Origin of the sequence: Sphaerochaeta pleomorpha str. Grapes (genome assembly GCF_000236685.1) — a bacterium.
GTDB lineage: Bacteria > Spirochaetota > Spirochaetia > Sphaerochaetales > Sphaerochaetaceae > Sphaerochaeta > Sphaerochaeta pleomorpha.
The window spans coordinates 905,198-923,372 of sequence record NC_016633.1; the positions used below are offsets into that span (position 1 = coordinate 905,198).

Here is an 18,175-nt window from a genome sequence, read left to right on the forward strand (position 1 = left end):
CGGAGCGCCTACATGGAAAACCAAACAACGCACAAGAAAGGATGGGAGACGATTGCAATCAGAACCATCCTATGGACGTACATCGTCATGTGCCTGGTCATCGCCGGCTTGAACTGGGGGTACCTCCCAAGGGCCTCAGCAAAGACAGCGGCGTTGATTACCAGAATCTGGCAAATCTATGAGAACTGGGTAAAAGCAGCCTTCATTTTTGCCTGTGGCTTTTTGACCTTGCGCATACGCTCAAAGAAGCAAAGGATTACCATGCGCAGAATGAACATTATAGGTCTTTCCCTAACAGCCCTTGCCCTGCACATAATTCTTCCCTTCCTCTTGAAAAACCCTGATCTCTACTTCTTCGCTATGCCCCTACCCTGGAACACAACGCCGCTACAAGCTGGAATCGAACAGTCTGCATTCTACAAAACCCATGTGCTCTCTCTCGGAGCTACTATGATACGCTGGGCGCTGTTGTTTTTCTGGGTTTACAGTGCCTGTATTTTGCTGGGAACCCTCATCTTCGGCAGACGCCTGCAATGTTCCTCGCTTTGTCTCTTCAATGGATTTGCCGCAGAGGTATTCGATCCGGCAATCCCCCTCATTGGCAAAAAAGGAAAAGGGAAACCAGCTCCCTTGGCAAAGAAAACCCTCGCTCGATTTGCTTTTCTGAGATGGCTGTTCTTTGCCCTCTCTCTGGTATTTTCCCTTTACTGGATCCTCTTGCAAGGCGGGATACCCTGGACAACCTGGATGAATCTGATGCAGAAGATAGAGGTGTATAAGTATCTGGTAACCGAATTGCTGATGGCGATGTTTTTCTGGGTGGCCTTTATCGGTAGAGGCTATTGCCTTTACTGTCCCCTTGGCACAACCCTGGCTTTGGTTTCCAAGGTTGCAGGGCAAAAAATCAAAACCGATAACAAAGAGTGTATCCAATGCGGGCGTTGCTCAAAGGCTTGTCCGGTATCAATCGATGTACAATCGTTTGCCAAAGAAAAAAAGGCAGTACAGGATATCCGATGCGTAGGATGTGCACACTGCGTGGATGCATGCCCGACAGAAACCCTTTCCTATGAAACCCATTGCATTTCGCTCGTGAAGAAATACAAGAAATCAAACGTATAGTATTTTTGGCAAGATACTCAATTGACAGGTAAACTTAACCTTTATTAGATTGGTACCATTAGCAAAGAGGATGCCCTCGATGCTATCGGTACCAAGTATTCTTTTCTTTCCAGATTGTGAGATTTGGGTATCGGTCCCATTAAATTTGACAAACAATTCGTTGACACCTTAGCGAAACCGGGGCCTTTTGGTATTGCAGAAGATATTATTTCGATGGTACATCATCTAAAGAAAGATAGAACTGCAAAAGAGGATGCGATGGAACAAAAAAACCAAGGGGGAAACCTGGGGTGTAACTCGATACAGGAATATCTTTTCAGCAAACCTGTTTTGCAAGAAATCGCTTTGCAAATGCCTAGAAACCAAAGAAGAAACAACCATTGAACAACAACAAGACCCTGCTAGCTCTCCGTATATGTGTTCCTATGCTCCTGATGACAACCTTCATAGGAGGCCTTGGCGCCGAAAGTCTAATCCCAGAACAGGTTTTGCCGCATATCCTGTTCGTTGTCGAAGAACCTTCGCTGACAATCCTTGAGGCAAACGAAGAGGCTATCCGGTTTTATGGGTATCGCAAAGACACCTTGGAGTCAATGACAGTCTCCCAACTCGATTATGGTAAGAATGGCCTCGATTTCAAGGTTACAGACCAGAAAGACCTAGTGGTCCTGCAGAAAACGGCAAAGGGGGAAACCAAGCTTGTTCTTGTGAATACAGAGCCTCTGGAAAGGGGAACTGCCTCACTCTATGCGGTAGAAATCGAGGATATCACTGGATCGTTACTCATAAAAGGAAAAGCAAAATATAGTACTTTGCTGGTAATTCTGGGAACTTTTACCATTCTCGTTTTCCTACTTCTCCTGATCATCCATCATGTCAAACACTATATCCTGCTGAACTATAAAAGCCAGCGGTTGCTTACTATCAACAAAATGCTCCAGGCTTTCCTCGATACCGATTCCCGGCTAGGTTTTGTCAAAGACGGGGACCTCAGGTACCGGTACATCAATAAAGCAGTTGAGGAATTCTACCAAAAAGATGCCTCCGAAATTGTTGGATTTACAGACGACCAACTGGCAATCCCCCAATGGAGGGAGCAACGGAACCTTACAGACGAGCAGGTCCTCAGGGAAAACCGCCTTATCGAGTCAGAAATATCCTGGAATGACCGATTTTACAAGAGTATCAAGTTCCCTGTAGAACTATCCAACGGGAAAAAAGGTATCGGTGCCTATATCGAGGATATAACCGGAGAGAAAAAACGCGGTGAAAATGACCAAAAAAGCCTTTTGCGCATGGCTATGCTTGTCGACTTTCTCAGTATTTCCTTCGAATCGCCCCAGAGCCAATTGGACGATGTGTTGGAAAAAGCTGTGACTCTTACAGAAAGTGTCTATGGGTTTCTCTACCTCTACGATGAGGTCACTGAGAAGTTTTCAAAAACCACCTTTTCGGGAGACGCACTCGCCTACCATAACATATCATCGGCACAGGCTTCCCATACGTTCAAGCATTCAGAGCTCTGGCAAAAAATAATGCATGAGAAGAAACCACTTGCATGCAACTCACCTGCCGAAATGGAACAGCTGGCAAAAAATTGTCCACCCGAGCATTTGAAACTGACTTCGTTTCTGGCTTTCCCTGTACTCATCCATGAAAAAATCGTTGCCATGGTTGGTCTTGCCAACAAAAAGGGAGGCTATAGGGAAAACGATATCTACCAGATTTCCCTCTTGATGACTGGTGTATGGAATGCCAAAGAGAAGAATGAACGAGACAGGGAACTGCAGGCAAGCAGGGAAAACCTGCAGCTTATTCTCGATTCCACGGCAGAAGGAATTTTCGGTATCGACAGAGAAGGGAAATGCACTTTCTGCAATGCGAGCAGCCTTCGTCTTTTAGGCTATTCGAAACAGGAACAATTACTGGGCAAAGAGATCCTTGCCATCATAATCCCTTCCAAAACAGGAGAAATTGCGACAGGGCTCCGGGCAAACGACATGGTCTCCCCTCTCGTAACAGGCAATGGGATATCTCTCGAAGACCAGGTTTTCTCAAGGCCTGACGGTACCTCATTCGATGTTCTCATCTATGCGTATCCGCAATGGAAAAATAACCAAGTGGTTGGGTCTGTCATTACCTTTACCAATAATACGGAACGAAAGCAGAATATTGAGAAGATCCAATTCCTCAGCAGTCATGACGAATTGACAGGGGTTTACAATCGCTCTTTTTTCGAACAGGAGAAAGCGCGCATAGACAAGGACGAATACCTTCCGATTTCCTTAATTGTAGGCGATGTAAACGGTCTAAAGCTCTCAAATGATATCTTTGGGCACATTGAAGGAGATTTCCTACTTAAAAACATTTGCTCGGCTATGCAAAATGTCTGCAAACACAACGGTTCGATTTCCCGGACAGGGGGAGATGAGTTTGTGGTTCTCTTACCCCACACTGGCAGTTCCGAGGCAAAGGAATTGTTGGAGAGGATAAAAACAGAACTCGACGAGCAATTTCCACCGATGGGGAAAGACAGTATTTCCCTCGGCTATGCAACAAAAACGAATGCAGGGGAAAACTTACAAGAAGTCTTCAGAAATGCGGAAAATAGTATGTATATGGAAAAAACTCTCTGCCATGGGGCTATCCAAGAGAAACAGCTCAAGCAATTGGAACTACAACTCTATGATAAAATACCTGAAGAAAAATTGCATTCAAAGTGCATCGCCCAACTTTGTGGCAGGATGGCTGAGTTGCTGCAGCTTGAAGAGATTGCAAACAAGCAGCTCATCAGGGCCGGTTATCTTCATGATATAGGCAAAGTAGTCAAGAAAAAGGGGAATCTGAGTGAAACAGCCATTGATGCACAGGGTATGCACAGAATCTATGATCATACGGTTGTAGGCTTCAGGATACTTAAAAACTTTGACGAAACGGCAGAGCTGGCCGAAATCATTCTCTACCACCATGAACACTGGGATGGCACCGGGTATCCCAAGCAACTCAAAGGAAAGCAGATACCGTTGGCCTCAAGAATCTTACGTTTCTGCGAAACCTATGAAATGCTTTCCCAGAATAAGGAAAGAGATGAAAAAGCAATGAAAGAATCCCTTTCATCGTTAGCGGGGACTGTCCTGGATCCAAACCTGGTGGACCTCTACATCGAAAGTGGGCAGCCTTTGCAAGTAGGTCTATAAAGACAGCAAGTGTGTTCTTTTTTCCCAACGGTTCCTAAAAACCATACAGGATAGATTGGCAAGGCCCAGGGTTTCCCCCGGGCCCAGAACTACTGCGTATTATTTATTTACTTGGTTCACGGGTTTTTCCCCGGCAAGGAAGACCCGCACATTTTCCACGGCGATGTTGAGCAACCGCAATCGAGACTCTTTAGGGGCCCAGGCAATATGGGGGGTGACGATACAATGGGGGTGTTTGACCAAGGCACTGACCTCAGTGGGAGGTTCAACGGTCAAGACGTCCATGGCACAGCCATAGACTTTCCCTGACTGCAGGGCGGCCAGCAAATCATCCTCATTGATGAGGGGACCACGGGAAGTATTTATTAGCATTACCCCATCCTTCATCTTTGCAAGGGTTTCCTTATTTACTAGGTTTTCTGTTTCTTTGGTAAGGGGGCAATGGAGACTGATTACATCGCTGACACCTAGCAGTTCATCAAAGGTAACATAGGATATCCCCTCTGCAACCCATGCAGGGTTCTGGTAAGAGTCAAAGGCTACGACCTTCATGCCAAAAGCCTGGGCAATGACTGCAGTGGTGTGTCCGATTCTTCCCAGACCCACGATACCCATGGTTTTTCCGGCAAGCTCTATCAAAGGGTAGTCAGTGAAGCAGAAATCGGGACAAGTAACCCAGGCACCGTCTGCAACCCGCTGAGCATGATGTCCAACCCTATGGCAGAGTTCAAGCAAGAGGGCAAAGACATATTGCGCCACGGCCGTAGTTCCATAGGTAGGGATATTGGTTACCACGATGCCAGCCTCTTTGGCTGCAACCACATCTACGACATTGAAACCGGTTGCAAGGACCCCGATGTACTGTATACTTGGACATGCAGCGAACTCAACTTCGCCCAGGGGTGTCTTATTTGTCAATACGACCTCAGCATCACCGATTCTTTTGACAATCTGCTCTTTTTTGGTACGGTCGTATACGGTGACTTCTCCAAGCGCTCGAAGTCCGTCCCAGGACAAATCGCCTGGGTTTAGGGTAAATCCATCAAGTACGACTATTTTCATATCTTTTCCTCTCTCATTGATAGGGTATTCGCAATGGTTGCTTTTTTCCATACGGTAGGCCGGGGTTTCTCAAGATTGGCAAACACTTTGTCTGGTCCTTGGAGAATTTTACATATTGCTGGTACCTTGTGTATCTGCCTTGGCATAGGAAGTTACAGACATAGATTTTCCTTGCATCCCAGTGGCAACAGGTAATGCGGCTTTGCTTCTCACGTATTAGGGATTCGAAGAAGTGCTTGCCTGTTCATCAGGGACCACTTTTTCTTTTACAGATTTCGCTTTGCCCGACCCACATAAAGAACCCCATCGGTAAGGATGAGGTTTTTTATGTTACTGTACTGGTTCCTTGAAGGCAATGAAACCACCGCCCCGCTTGGTGGTATCGTACCACTGTCCCAAATCAATATCCCATTTTTTGCTTGCATCATAGATAGTTGCATAATAGCAACCAGAGTTCTCCTCATAGCGAATACCGACAAGGGTTACCCAATGCCATTCATCAAGGTTTTTCAAAGACCCCCGCGACAGATTGAGAAAAGCAATTGGCGAATCGTTTTTTAGACCTTCAACGATAAACTCTACGATAGAATCGAAGGAAGGACGAAGTTCTTTTTCCTTGGGTATTTCCAGATAACTAGAATCAAGACTCCCTTTGATGCTCTGCATATACCCTTCAACCCCTTGGTAAAACTGACTGAGCAGATGGACCCCCTGGTATCGAGGGGTCACAAATTGCCACAGTAGTTCCATCAAGGCTGTAAAGGTTTTTTTGTCATGCACGGCAATCTTGGTAGGGATGCTTCCCTTGTTCTGGAAATAAAGCATCAGATTTGTTGCGGTGCTGGGACCGCAGCCTGACAGCCTCTGCCAGTAGGAATGATACCAGAGTTGGTCACAGCCATATATGGTTGCTCCAACGGGATCTTGTAGTTGGAGCAACATAGGGTTCTGTATCATGATAGCAAAAGACTCTTTTGACACAAACGTATCCTGCAATTATTTCACTGTCCCATACGACCAGGTATTCAAGCCACCGAAATCATAGACTTGGGTATACCCCATTGCCACCAGCTTCTTGGCTGTCTGGGCACTTCGGTTGCCACTTCTGCAGTATACGAGAATTTTTGCATCAAGGTCTGGTAATCCCTCGGGCTTATCTGAACCAATTGTTTCATTTGCAATATTGAGAGCCTTGCTGATATGCCCTTCGGCAAACTCGGCAGGAGTCCTTACATCGAGCACAATGGCTGACGGATCCTTGTCCATCATCTCTTTGGCTTCCTGTGGGGAAATCTTCTTATATACTGCCTTTGAGACAGTCATTGCAGGTTCGCTGCTCGTTCCCTTCTTAAGGTTGGTAACCAAGAAGGCAACCAATCCCAACAAAACCAACAGTATTAAGGCTACTATGAGTATTTTATTCATAAATTATTTGCTCCTAACAACAATATGCAGAAATACAGGGCACATCGTCAACTGTAAAAGGTTCATACTGTCAGAAAGAAGAAATACCGTTCCGTCCCCAAAATAACCCGGCCCCTACGCTTGTAGAGGCAAGGCATTTTCTCCCCAAAGCAAATATGAGAACCTCCCTATAAACACTTTCTACGAGGTCTTTCAGTCTTTCGCTTCGCTCTCGAGTTGCGACTCCAGATAGGAAATGAGGACATCAGCCTGGATGAGCTTAGCCTCAGCTTCAAGGGCGGTGGCATTCGCTTGTTCCAAGGCAAGCTTTCGCTCCAATTCCTGGGCCTGAAGTTTGTAGGCATCTTTCAGGTTCTTGATCGGGTAGGAGCAAAGCACCCAGACAGTCCCCTCAGGAGAAGTATAGCGTTCCACCGTAGACACTCCCCTCAAGGCAATGTTTACGGTCTGCACACTCAGGTTCTGCAGAACCGAGAGCACCTGTTGGGTCTTCAAGGTTTCACCGGCTTCTTCCACGAAGGTCACCAAAGAGTTGTCCACGGTTGTGGAGGCCCATCTCCCAATGGCATCCTTTGCAGCGGACTCTGCGCGTAGCAGGCTCAGTTGCGGGGTCGATTGCTTGGCCATCCCTACTTCGTAATGCAGGCTCTTTGTCGCATTAGGTGTCATGGTTGTCCAATAGGGAGAACCGTCCGGGTTTGTTTTCGCCGTTGTCGCACATCCAAATAACATGACCAGTGCAAACATGCAGATAATCGAGAGAATGCTGTTTCTTTTCATGGCTCTATCCTCATAGTTGTATGGAGGCTAAGCTCCAGTACGTATCAGTCTCTTTGTCATAGTACCGTGAAACAATGGAGAATCCCTGCAGTAGGGCACGGGAATTCTGGTATAGGGTACGGTCCAGATCTTCATTATGGACATCCACTACCGATTTTGAAAACGTATAATCGCTTTGCAAGTCCAAGAGATTCTGGGCAGCGGAGAAATCGGCGGCCTCCAACGAATCGTTGAGGAAGTAGTAGGGACGGGAGGAGCCTACCCCGAAAAGATAGCCGCCAACCTCTGGGTAGGTTTTGAGCCACGTGGGTTTCCCATCGTCACCATAGCTACTCTGATAAGGACGTTTTCCACCCTTCTTTTCAGGGTCACGGGCGACGACTATCGCCCCTGCCTCCTGATCGTACGTAACCGAAATGAGTACAAGGCGCCCAATGGTATTTGCCAGCTGGGCATCATCATAATAGGCATGGTCGTCAGAAGCAAAAAACTGTTTGTTTTTTCCAGTCCCCCACTGGCTTACGACACGACTATCAAGGGCAATGGCATCTGCAATAAGGATGTTTTTCGCACAATTGACTATCGCCTGCTCCACCATTTCCTTCTCGGTGGAATAAGGACCGCTCAGTCCTACATACACATTCTGTGCATACGAGCTGACATCAAGCGAGTCAAGCGGGTTTTTTTGCACAGAAGGTCTGTAAGTCGTACATCCGGTGACCAGAATAAAAAATAGGAATAGGTAGCAAATGCCAACAATCCGTTTTTCCATATCTGTTTATTTAGTTTTCAGTAGGTTGGCAAAGGCGTCTTTCATTTTTGCATTTGCCGCAGCTGCTGCATCGCTTTCAGCGAAAGCCTCTGCAACGGCCTCTGCTGCCGGTTCAAAGCTCTTTTGGATATTGGCAAGGGGAATTGAACAGAGAACCCATACTCCGCCTTCGGCATCGACCCACATCTGTTCGGTAGTAACCCCTGCAAGTGTAGCCTCGGCTACCTGCTGGCTTATGCTTTCCATGGCATCCATTGCCTGGCGGTCATTCCCGCTTCCTGCATCGTTGACATAGGTGATCACGACTTCCTTGACGGTGGTGCTTACCCATTCGGCAATCTTGTTCTTGGCCTCTACGGTGGCACGCTTGATCGAAATCTGCTTGTCACTCATCTTGCCATAGCCTGATTCATAGTGCATATCCTGTTTCGATACTGTCTTATACACCCAGTCTGGCTGAGGGATGCCATCGGCCCCGATGATCTGGGGGACTTTTACTGAAGCCTCAGGAGAAGCCTTGCGGGAAGTAGTACAGCCACTTAAAGCCAGGACCATGAGAATCGAGGCAAACAACACAATACCTTTTTTCATTTTAAAAACCTCCAAAGTTTTAATTCTGTATTTTGGGAAACATAGAAATACACTTAATCCTCTACACTACCGAATTCCTGTTCCATTTGGTTTACAAAGCCTTGTACCGAATCCCCGCTAGCCTGTCTCAAGGCCTTTGCAAGGGCATCTTTGCTAGACAAGGCTGCCTGCCTGTCTGATTTGTGGTAGGAAAGGAGGAGCCTATCGTGCTCTTTCAGCTGGGCTGTCAGTTCATAGCGGGCATACTCGTAGGGGCTTCCCGCAAGGTTTACTGGTTCCAAGGTATACAGGATGTCCAAACTCGCTGTTGCCAGTTTTTCATCGGAAACCACCTTGAAGCCCAGGGACTGCAGGCTCTGGGCAAAGGCTGAACGCAGGGATTCTGCTGCAGTAACCTTCATGGGTTCTACGCTTGACAATACGGTTACCTTGACCCCGACTTGTATCGAGGAAGCCAACGTGGTGAGCTGTCGTTCAAGGGATGGCAATGCTGCGGTTTGCTTTTTCTTGCTGAGTACCTCGACTTGGTCTATAAGAGCCTGTTGCCGCTGGGCAAGGCCATAGGCTTTTCGAAGTATAAAATAGGCTGAAAGAGGATCAGCAGAGGTCTGTGACTGCAGTTTCAGTTGGTTGATCGAAGAGGAAAGCTCCCCTATTTCGTTCTTGTAGAGATCAGCAGTCCGGCTCCGATGGAGGGCAACCCGCACATAGATCCTCGCATTCTCATCGATATAGGTATTCACCACCTCTGCACCGATAATTTTATCGGTGGAAGAGGAAACAGTACCTTGGTCAAGCATCTGGGAGGAATCGGTGAAGGTTACGCTGCCAAACGCATCGGTAGCTGCAGTGGAGAGCGAGGATACGGTTGTTACCGACCTTACTTTTGAGTTGAAAACCTGCGAGAGCGAGGAAAAGGCTGCATCAACTGCTTTTTCCCTCGAGGAACCTGAGCCTACTGCACAAAGATAGGTATCTTCGTTGTACTTCCGGTCGTACAACTGGTTAATCCAGGACGGTTCCCTCCCTGTCTCTTGCATCGAAGTACAACCACTCATACTGCAAACTGTTGCCACACATATACAGAGAATCAGTAGTTTCCCTGAAAGATTCTGTTTTTTCATGCATCCTCCAAAAGGAACTAGAACTTGTATTTGCTCTGCTGAATCAGTTTTTTGACGGTTTCTTCGCCAACCCAGACCTTCCTGTTCGTTTCGATGTCAATCAACTCGGCAGAGACATAGTAGGTACGCACCGATTTGCCTGAAATCTGGTCGAGGTTGGTCCTGACTGAGCCCTGCAGCAGATAGTCTGCGCCGATTTCCTTGCCAAGTGCCTTGGCTGTCTCTTCGCTTGCAAAGTATTGCTGTTCTTCGCGTTCGTCACGAACGGTGGCACGGAAGGCTATGTCTGCAACCATGTCGACTTTTCCGGTGTTGATGAGTTCGATCTCGAACCGTTTGGCAATGATCGAAGTGTCGATGTGTTCGCTGCTGCGGTTTATGATTGATCCGACTATTACAACCGGGTTCTTCCCGTTTTTCATGCGGAACTGGTTTATCCAGGGCGAGCGGAGGCTATCAGAGACAAGGGCCTCTGCAACAATGCGGATATCAGTATCGTTCCATCCACCGCTGAGATCGATGTTGGTATCTGAGGATAAACGGTCGACAGAGACGGTCGATTGGCAGGAAACCAGCAGGGCCAAAAGCACCAGGATGATGAGGCAAGGTTTTGTAAAATGTTTCATGTAAATCCCCCTACATTTCGTAATGGTTCTATTCTCTTATATAGCTGCAAGTCCCAAAAGGTAACAGAAAAACTTACAGGAGTACAAAAAGGCAACAAGCAAATTCCAAAAAGCAGTTCCACGTGAAGTATCTGCAAGAAAACAACAACAATTCATAATAAACCGAAGACAGAAACAGCACAACTGAAAGTTTTATTATGACACGATAAGTACAGCTTTTTACCCTATTAGGGTAACCTGTTTCGATTTTTGATTGCAAGGCGCCTCCATTAATGATACATTTTTTTCATACCGTAGCAATATAAAGGCAGAGGAAAGTTACTACCCATGAAAAAACTATTATGTGCTTGTTTCTGTATCCTCTCATTGATCCTGGTCAGTTGCTCCTCGGTTATTGATTTATCAAGCACCCAGCGGTTGTACAGGGAGGGTGATTTCAGCAATGCCTACCACAGCCTGATGGCGAAACAGGATATAATCTTGAGCCAGCAGGGTGCCCTGATTTTGAATCTCGATGGTGGTATGCTTTCCCACATGGATGGCAACTGGGAGCTCTCGAATTCGATGCTTTCTGTTTCGGAGCGAGAAATCCAGGACAAATATACCCAGAGCATTACGGCAAACATTGCTTCGTTTATCGTAAACGACAACACCAAGGAATATCCGGGGGAAGATTACGAGGATATCTATATCAATGTCTTCAAAGCCTTGAATTATAATCAGATGGGCAAGGATGAGGATGCTCTGGTCGAGCTGAGGCGCTCGATTGAGAAGCAGGCTTTGCTGAAATCGAAGTATGAAGTGCAGGCAAGAAGAGTTTCCAGCTATGCAAACGAACAAGGCATCGATTCTGTAGGGTCAGACACCTATTCCACGAGTTTTTCTTCCTCTGCACTGGCCAATTACCTTGCTATGGTAATTGCGCGGGGAAACAAGGACACAAATACCTTCGACTATTCTCTGGGCCAAGTCACCAAATCGTTCCAGACACAGCGTGAACTCTATCCCTTTCCACTCCCTTCTTCCCTCAGCGAGGAAGATAAAGATATTGAGAAAGGCAAGGCTCGACTGAACCTTGTCGCTTTCAATGGGCTTGCGCCCGAGAAGAAGGAGTTCGTAGAATCGATTTATGTTTCCAGGTACAACTATGCGAAGATTGCCTATCCAGTATTGGTTGCCCGCCGCTCCGATGTCAAAGCTATCAAGGTAACGCTCAATGACCAAACTTCTTTTCGCCTGGAAAAGATCGAGAGTATCAATGCAATTGCCATCGAGACGTTCAAGGCAAAATCCGCAGTTACCCGTCTGAAGGCAATTACCCGCTCGATGATCAAATCCCTCGGGATTGCAGTGTACGACAGTGCTACCGAGGAGGCTGCCCGGCAATCAAACACGCAAAAAAGCATTGCAAGTGAGCTTTTGGGGTTGGTTTTCAAGATTGCCCGCGATATTTCAGAGACTGCAGACGTACGTTCCTCGCACTTCCTCCCTTCCACTGCCTGGGCAGGGGGAATAACAATAGATCCGGGAACCTATACTATCAAGGTCGAGTTCCTGAACAATATCGGGAAAACGCTTTATTCCCAAGTAATCCCCAATTTCCTTGTTTCAGATACCAAGACAAACCTCGCAGAGGCTGTGTGCCCCCTGTAAGGTATATCAGTCGTCATCAAGGGAGTCTTGGAACTTGTCATCGATCGCTTCTGGATATTTGGGACGTTTCTCTTCCGGTTTATGGTTATGAGGAACCGTATCCCGCTTCCTCCAATCAGGGTCTTCTTCATAATCGTAGGATTTTCTGATAGTTTCACGAATGTCTTTTTTCATTGCTCGCTCCTTCCTGTCAAAAAAGACAGGGACTATATTGATTGGATGAGGTAAAAAAGCTGTTTTGGATTTTCTTTAGGCATGAGTCGCCCTCAGGTAGTTGATTTCTGAACAAACCAGTATGTATGACACGTTTAAAAACAGTATTCGCCATTACTTTGTCCATACCCATACATTCATACCAAGAAGGCAAATCGTCAAGAGGTTTCCCTGTAAATAATTTTGGGCAGGATTATGCTAACTACAAAATTCTGCTATCTGGGGGGACGGGGAAATACTTCCATCGCAAAGGTAGTCATATAATGCATCGGATACACGCTGCTTCATTGCAAAGCGCATTGCGACAACACTCAGTGTTTGGCCCTTCTTATTGTGTTTTATTGTCTCAAAGTTGGAGAGGAAATCCATTTCCCCCAGGTAATAGAAGGCAGTCCCCTCATCATCGCTCTTTTTGACAAACAACAGGGACTTGAAGGGACCAGCAGGGTCTTCCCCTCGAATTGCCTTCGGTTCCTTGGAATCAAGATGGACCTGATTGCGGGTCTCCCAGGCAAACTCAGACGGGGAAATGAACTTATCCTGATAATCAATACCGGGATCAATGGATTCACTGTCCTTGTCATAGGTAACGAAAATCGGGCAAGTCATGGTCGGGTAATGCAATTTATAGCCATAGATAGTTGAGCTTTCATCCTTCTCCCATCCAAGGAGGCGACAGACATCCTGTCTGGTATATTTGTTGTAAGGTACCAGATCGTTGGAATCCCTGTTCACCGGATTGGAATGCAGGTACTCATAGTCTCCGAGCAACAGTATATCTTCCAGTTCTTTTTTGTAGTCATTATCGTGTAACAGATTGAGAAAGGTCTCGGTTGGTCGTACACATTCGCCTGAGACAGAACAATACGCTATTTGGCCAAATCCGTTTCTTGTAGCTTCCTGGAAGAATCCATTCCCCAATACCGAAAGAGCAGAGAGAAGCTTTGCTGTATTTGGTTTAAACCCATAGTTTTTCTCCACCTCTTGGGTAATCAAAGCAAGGGTAATTTCACTATTGCCCTTGAGGAACAGTGAAATCACGATTGACTCATAAGGACGGAGCCCAGGGCATATGACTTTCGAGAAAAAAGTGAGGCTTTGCACATGCAACGTCGAAAGCTGAGGCTTCCAATCAGATTCGACTTTCATTTTGAAAACTGCATAGTTCTTGCAGTTTTCTATAAACAGAAGCGGCGAAATGGAATCGAGGCGGACAAAATCCACCAAAGAGGGAACAACACCAAGTTTCGCCCTGACTTTACAATATTCTTCTTTCAGAAATTTCAGTGAGGAGAACGATGCTCCGTTGATAGCGTGGTAAATCCTCTCCTTTGCTATACGGTCGAAACTGACAGTGGAAACCCCACTTAAAGGAAGACTTCCACTACCCATTACTTTGCGCAGGGAATCTTTTTTATAGGAGGAATCGCCATAGAGGGCGATGGGTATCATATAGTTATTGGTATAGTTGCCGATGATGTCGATGATGGTCAGAAATTCCTTGCCCTTGCATTTGCGCAGTCCACGCCCGATCTGTTGGACGAAGATAATTGCAGACTCGGTCGGACGAAGCAGAATTACTTGATTCAAGGAAGGAATATCAATGCCTTCATTGAATATATCCACCGCAATAAGGTATTCGAGGCTTTCAGGCCCATCTTCGATTTCCAGTCTCCTGAAAGCATCATTCCTGCTTTCAATATCGTCCTTTCCACTGAGTGCAAGGGTTCTGAACCCCAAAATATTGAGTTTTTCAGAAAGGATGACAGCATCATCGTTTCGACTACAGAAGATCAACCCCCGTCGTCGTTTCAAACCTATACTGTATCTGTCGATAGTCTGCTGGACTCTTTTTACCCATTCATCCATCTCAAGACGGGAGAAAGTCGAGAAGTCTTCGAAGGGTTTCCCCTCTATGGTAAGGTCTGAGATACCGAAATAATGAAACGGACAGAGCAGATCAGCCTCAAGTGCTTGGTTCAACCTGATCTCATAGGCAATGGTGTTGTCAAACAAAGCATAAATGTCAAAGCCATCGGTGCGTTCAGGGGTTGCCGTCATGCCAAGCAGGAATTTGGGTTTAAAATAATCGAGGACCTTCTGGTAAGACTGGCCACCGGAACGATGCACTTCGTCGACCACAATATAGTCAAACCAACCTGGAGGAAACGAGTGCAAGACTTCATCTTTACTGAGCGTCTGGATCATGGAAAAGACATAATGGCAGTCCCTCTCACTCTCCCCTCCTCCCAAAAAGCCATAAGACGCATCGGTTCCAACTATCTGCTTGAAACTCTTCATCGATTCACTGGCTATCTGCTCCCTGTGGACGATATAGAGGAATCGACCGGGGCGATAGGCTTTGACATCAAAGGCACAGAGAAAGGTTTTGCCGGTGCCGGTGGCAGAGATGAGCAGGGCCTTGGTTTTTCCTTTCGCCCGGAGTGAAGCAAGCGACTTCAAGGCTTCACTCTGCATTGAATTGGGGGTAATACCGTTGATATCGGCTTCTTCACCAGGAAGAAAATCATCTGCAAAAACAGGAACATAGGGAGTGTGCACATGTACATTTTTATACAGTTTTTCATAGTGCGTGAGCCACGCCTCGCTTACTGGTACGGATAAACTCCAGGCATTATTGAATTCCTCCTGGGTTTTTACCAGCAAATCCCCTTGTTGCAGGGAAACCAGGCGAACATTCCATTCCCGATTGGTCGCCAATGCTTCCTGGGTAAGGTTGGAACTTCCGATAACCATAGAAGCATACTCTTCCTCTCCATGGTAGAAAAGATATCCCTTCGTGTGGAAGGGTTTGCCCGAATAGACTCTGACTTCGATATTCGGAAATTTCTTCCACAAGTCACGTATCGCCTTAGGATCTGTAAAATTAAGATAATCAGAAGTAAGGATTTTTCCCTTCACTCCTCTTTTCTGGGCATCACACAAAGATTGGAAAATCATGGCAAGGCCACCTGAGGTGATGAAGGCAACGGAGAAAACAAAACTGGTACATTGGTCGAGTTCTTGCAAGAGGGTGGCAAGCACTTTAGTGCGGGGAGGATCGTTGAGAACCAGATGTGGCCCGTAGTTGCCCGAACTAGGGACTGAGGCATCGATAAAACCCGAATGAAGATTTTGGGGAAGTTGTTTTCGTACTTGGTTGGTTTCCATATCCTACACCAACATCCCTTCTATTGCCTGAACGAGGGGGATATCGGCATCGGCCCAGGGAACAGAGTACAATTCATCTTTGCCAAGCCACTTTGCGCAAAGGTGTTCGGACAGGACTAAATCGCCTGCAAGGATTTCACAAAGGTAGCCGCTCATCGTGATGGAAAATGTTTTATATTGGTACTCGACCGTAGACAGGTATTTGATTACCCTGATATCGGTATCGAGTTCTTCCTTAATTTCCCTTACTATTGCTGCTTCGCCTGACTCCCCTTCTTCCAGCTTGCCACCGGGGAATTCCCAACGTTTGGCCATTTCCCCGAAATCCTTGCGCTGGGCAGAAAAGACTTTCCCATCCTTGATCAAGATGGCAGCAGCGACCGTAACATGTTTCATGGCAATACAACCCCTTGCAGATCATCGTAGCAGCAGTGATGAAATTGGTCCAGGAGAAAACAAAGTTACTTTCCAGTTGCTTTCCTGTCAGGTTTCCATTAGCCCAATGTGTTTTCCGCTATCATTTGGATTGAGAAAACCCCTATTACACAATTACTGATTACAGGTACCTGTAACAAATCAGCCCAAAATGGTCGCTTTAATAAAAAGTTTACTATTTTCATTAATTATTACGGTGATTCTAACCATAATAGTTTATAAACAATGTTGATTCTAGTGGAAATATATACTATTAGCCGATATTATTCAAAACATGGCTAAGCAATACGGGCTCCTCATAAAATGGGCTTTAGACAGAAATAATTTGATAAAAACCCCTGATACTGCAGAAAGGGGTGAACATTATCGATGTCCTCTTTGCAAAGAATCGGTTATTTTCAGGAAAGGAAAAATTAGGGTTCCGCATTTTGCACATAAAAAAAATGTACAGTGTACACTTGAGAGGATCAGGAAAATAGTTGCACAGTATAAGATGGTTGAGGTATTTTCTGACTGGAAAAACTCTACAGGGGAAAAACCGCAATTCCTACGGCGGTGTGGGATATGTCAGAAATGGTCTTTCCAAAACCTTTCTGACAAGGTAGATGCGATTGATTCTGATTTCCCCCTGTCTGATGGAGCTTCTGCAGATTTAGTTCTAAAGTCCAAGGACATTCCAGTAGCATTGATCTTTATTGATTTTAACCCAAATCCTTCGAAATTAAAAAATCTGCCAATAAATTTGCCTTACATTGTGGTGGACCCAAATGAAATTGTAAAAAATCCTTATATCTGGCAACCAATAAATGATCATTTCAATAAAAACATATGTACTTCCTGTATAAAGACGAAATCTATTCTTGCCAAACAAACATATGGGATAGAGTTAAAGAAAAACAACTTTCAATTTCGAACTATTCGTTGTTGGAATTGCAATCATACTATCTTGGTGTTCTTATGGCCGATCCGGCAAAAAGAAGGGTTGGCTGCCTCTCAGAATTGTATTTCACGACCTTCAACGTTAGTTGAAAAGTATTCAGACTTTACTGGCTCCAGCTACCTTGCAAATACGTGTCCACATTGTCATTCTGTTCAAATAGAACATTATCAACAAGAGCCACGAGAATTTAATTTCTAATGGGAGTTGTGCACTGTTTATTACCTTGAAAAGGGCCTCATAATAAAACCACTATCCAACAGTCTGATTATAGTAACTTATAATCCAGAAACAAATAAATCATGTGTATAATAGTTGAAGTTCTGTAAAATTTATCCCGCATATGCTCTGCTTGGTTCTACCAGCTCTAAAAATTCTTTTCTCCCCAACTTGATCCCTGAGTCATTGAGCCTGTCTTGCCTGCACTCAAAGATATGCTCAAGCACCTTTTTCTTTTCATCTTTCAGACCGAAATGCAGAAACCGGTGGCAGGTGGGACAAAGGGCTAGGATATTGGCGTAGACATCCAGACTAGTATCAATTTCATTCTGGACTGCAAGCGGAATGAGATGATGCCCCTCAACATATTGCCTATGTAATGACTGGGAAATGAATGTTTGATGTCCTCCATCTATCTCACAATGATAATCCGAGGCCTGGAATACCTGCCTGACCATAATCCTGTCCCTGCTTTGCAAAACCGTTTGTTTAGCTATCGTTGGCTGTTTGACAGGACAGGGGCAATCGATGAGTGAAAGCGAAGAGGGATGAATCAAGAAATCCTTTCCCTCGGCAAATTCCATATAACTAACAAAACCCGAACTATACATTCTGTGGCCCTTATCATTTAGGGTAACAAATATAGGGTTTTCGGTTAAAGCCTGCTTGATTTCCAACAACTGCGAATAGGAGTCGATATCGTACAGGCTCTCGATCTGTGGATACCCCATATCTCTCAAGATTGCTGTTATTTTACGCAGGGATCGAAAGTAATGATCAATCGTAGCTTCACTTACTTTTTTAACATTCTTCAAATACAACCCAAAGTATTCCTGTTGCATACCATA

General features: G+C 45.6%; 16 protein-coding genes. 4 read left to right on the top strand and 12 right to left on the bottom strand.

From position 1 onward, the window contains the following. Positions 1-12: 12 nt before the first annotated feature. Together SPIGRAPES_RS04160 and SPIGRAPES_RS16440 are read left to right on the top strand one after the other, a co-directional pair. The gene (locus SPIGRAPES_RS04160) at positions 13-1,122 is read left to right on the top strand and encodes a 4Fe-4S binding protein (protein ID WP_014269517.1); all 1,110 of its coding nucleotides are present in this window, start codon (positions 13-15) and stop codon (positions 1,120-1,122) included. A gap of 380 nt (positions 1,123-1,502) precedes the next feature. Further along, positions 1,503-4,319 carry a diguanylate cyclase domain-containing protein gene (locus SPIGRAPES_RS16440; RefSeq protein WP_050805750.1) on the top strand — a complete coding sequence of 939 codons (2,817 nt, stop codon included), beginning with the start codon at positions 1,503-1,505 and terminating at the stop codon, positions 4,317-4,319. A 99-nt stretch (positions 4,320-4,418) separates the two neighbouring features. Here the strand turns inward: SPIGRAPES_RS16440 and SPIGRAPES_RS04170 are convergent, their stop codons facing one another. The 8 genes from SPIGRAPES_RS04170 to SPIGRAPES_RS04205 all read right to left on the bottom strand — a co-directional run bounded on the left by SPIGRAPES_RS04170 (position 4,419) and on the right by SPIGRAPES_RS04205 (position 10,699). After that, on the bottom strand, positions 4,419-5,381 hold the full coding sequence (locus SPIGRAPES_RS04170; protein WP_014269519.1) for a D-2-hydroxyacid dehydrogenase: 963 nt from the start codon (positions 5,379-5,381) through the stop codon (positions 4,419-4,421). A gap of 330 nt (positions 5,382-5,711) precedes the next feature. Beyond that, positions 5,712-6,362, bottom strand: coding sequence for a hypothetical protein (locus tag SPIGRAPES_RS04175; protein WP_014269520.1), 651 nt, complete (start codon positions 6,360-6,362; stop codon positions 5,712-5,714). A 15-nt stretch (positions 6,363-6,377) separates the two neighbouring features. After that, positions 6,378-6,806, bottom strand: coding sequence for a rhodanese-like domain-containing protein (locus SPIGRAPES_RS04180; RefSeq protein ID WP_014269521.1), 429 nt, complete (start codon positions 6,804-6,806; stop codon positions 6,378-6,380). 192 nt (positions 6,807-6,998) lie between these two features. Beyond that, a complete protein-coding gene (locus tag SPIGRAPES_RS04185) occupies positions 6,999-7,586 on the bottom strand; it encodes a hypothetical protein (protein WP_014269522.1) in 588 nt (195 codons plus the stop codon). 10 nt (positions 7,587-7,596) lie between these two features. Then, positions 7,597-8,358 (bottom strand): hypothetical protein, encoded by a 762-nt coding sequence (locus tag SPIGRAPES_RS04190; protein WP_014269523.1) that lies wholly within the window; start codon positions 8,356-8,358, stop codon positions 7,597-7,599. Positions 8,359-8,364: 6 nt separating this feature from the next. Continuing rightward, entirely contained in the window at positions 8,365-8,949 is a 585-nt protein-coding gene (locus tag SPIGRAPES_RS04195; protein ID WP_014269524.1) for a hypothetical protein, read from the bottom strand. Positions 8,950-9,002: 53 nt separating this feature from the next. After that, positions 9,003-10,073 (bottom strand): LPP20 family lipoprotein, encoded by a 1,071-nt coding sequence (locus SPIGRAPES_RS04200; protein ID WP_014269525.1) that lies wholly within the window; start codon positions 10,071-10,073, stop codon positions 9,003-9,005. A 17-nt stretch (positions 10,074-10,090) separates the two neighbouring features. Next, positions 10,091-10,699 carry a penicillin-binding protein activator LpoB gene (locus tag SPIGRAPES_RS04205; protein ID WP_014269526.1) on the bottom strand — a complete coding sequence of 203 codons (609 nt, stop codon included), beginning with the start codon at positions 10,697-10,699 and terminating at the stop codon, positions 10,091-10,093. Between the two features lie 327 nt (positions 10,700-11,026). Between SPIGRAPES_RS04205 and SPIGRAPES_RS04210 the strand changes: the two genes are divergently transcribed. Beyond that, positions 11,027-12,352 carry a COG3014 family protein gene (locus tag SPIGRAPES_RS04210; RefSeq protein WP_014269527.1) on the top strand — a complete coding sequence of 442 codons (1,326 nt, stop codon included), beginning with the start codon at positions 11,027-11,029 and terminating at the stop codon, positions 12,350-12,352. Positions 12,353-12,358: 6 nt separating this feature from the next. Here the strand turns inward: SPIGRAPES_RS04210 and SPIGRAPES_RS16950 are convergent, their stop codons facing one another. The 3 genes from SPIGRAPES_RS16950 to SPIGRAPES_RS04220 all read right to left on the bottom strand — a co-directional run bounded on the left by SPIGRAPES_RS16950 (position 12,359) and on the right by SPIGRAPES_RS04220 (position 16,132). After that, positions 12,359-12,526, bottom strand: a complete 168-nt coding sequence (locus SPIGRAPES_RS16950) for a hypothetical protein (RefSeq protein WP_014269528.1) — start codon at positions 12,524-12,526, stop codon at positions 12,359-12,361. A gap of 237 nt (positions 12,527-12,763) precedes the next feature. Further along, entirely contained in the window at positions 12,764-15,736 is a 2,973-nt protein-coding gene (locus SPIGRAPES_RS04215) for a DEAD/DEAH box helicase (protein WP_014269529.1), read from the bottom strand. A 3-nt stretch (positions 15,737-15,739) separates the two neighbouring features. Beyond that, a complete protein-coding gene (locus SPIGRAPES_RS04220) occupies positions 15,740-16,132 on the bottom strand; it encodes a (deoxy)nucleoside triphosphate pyrophosphohydrolase (protein WP_014269530.1) in 393 nt (130 codons plus the stop codon). A gap of 313 nt (positions 16,133-16,445) precedes the next feature. On the opposite strand from SPIGRAPES_RS04220, the gene SPIGRAPES_RS04225 reads away from it, so the two are divergent. Continuing rightward, entirely contained in the window at positions 16,446-17,309 is an 864-nt protein-coding gene (locus tag SPIGRAPES_RS04225) for a competence protein CoiA family protein (RefSeq protein WP_014269531.1), read from the top strand. Positions 17,310-17,440: 131 nt separating this feature from the next. On the opposite strand, the gene SPIGRAPES_RS16445 is transcribed toward SPIGRAPES_RS04225, so the two are convergent. Continuing rightward, positions 17,441-18,169 carry an HNH endonuclease gene (locus tag SPIGRAPES_RS16445; RefSeq protein ID WP_014269532.1) on the bottom strand — a complete coding sequence of 243 codons (729 nt, stop codon included), beginning with the start codon at positions 18,167-18,169 and terminating at the stop codon, positions 17,441-17,443. Positions 18,170-18,175 lie beyond the last annotated feature (6 nt).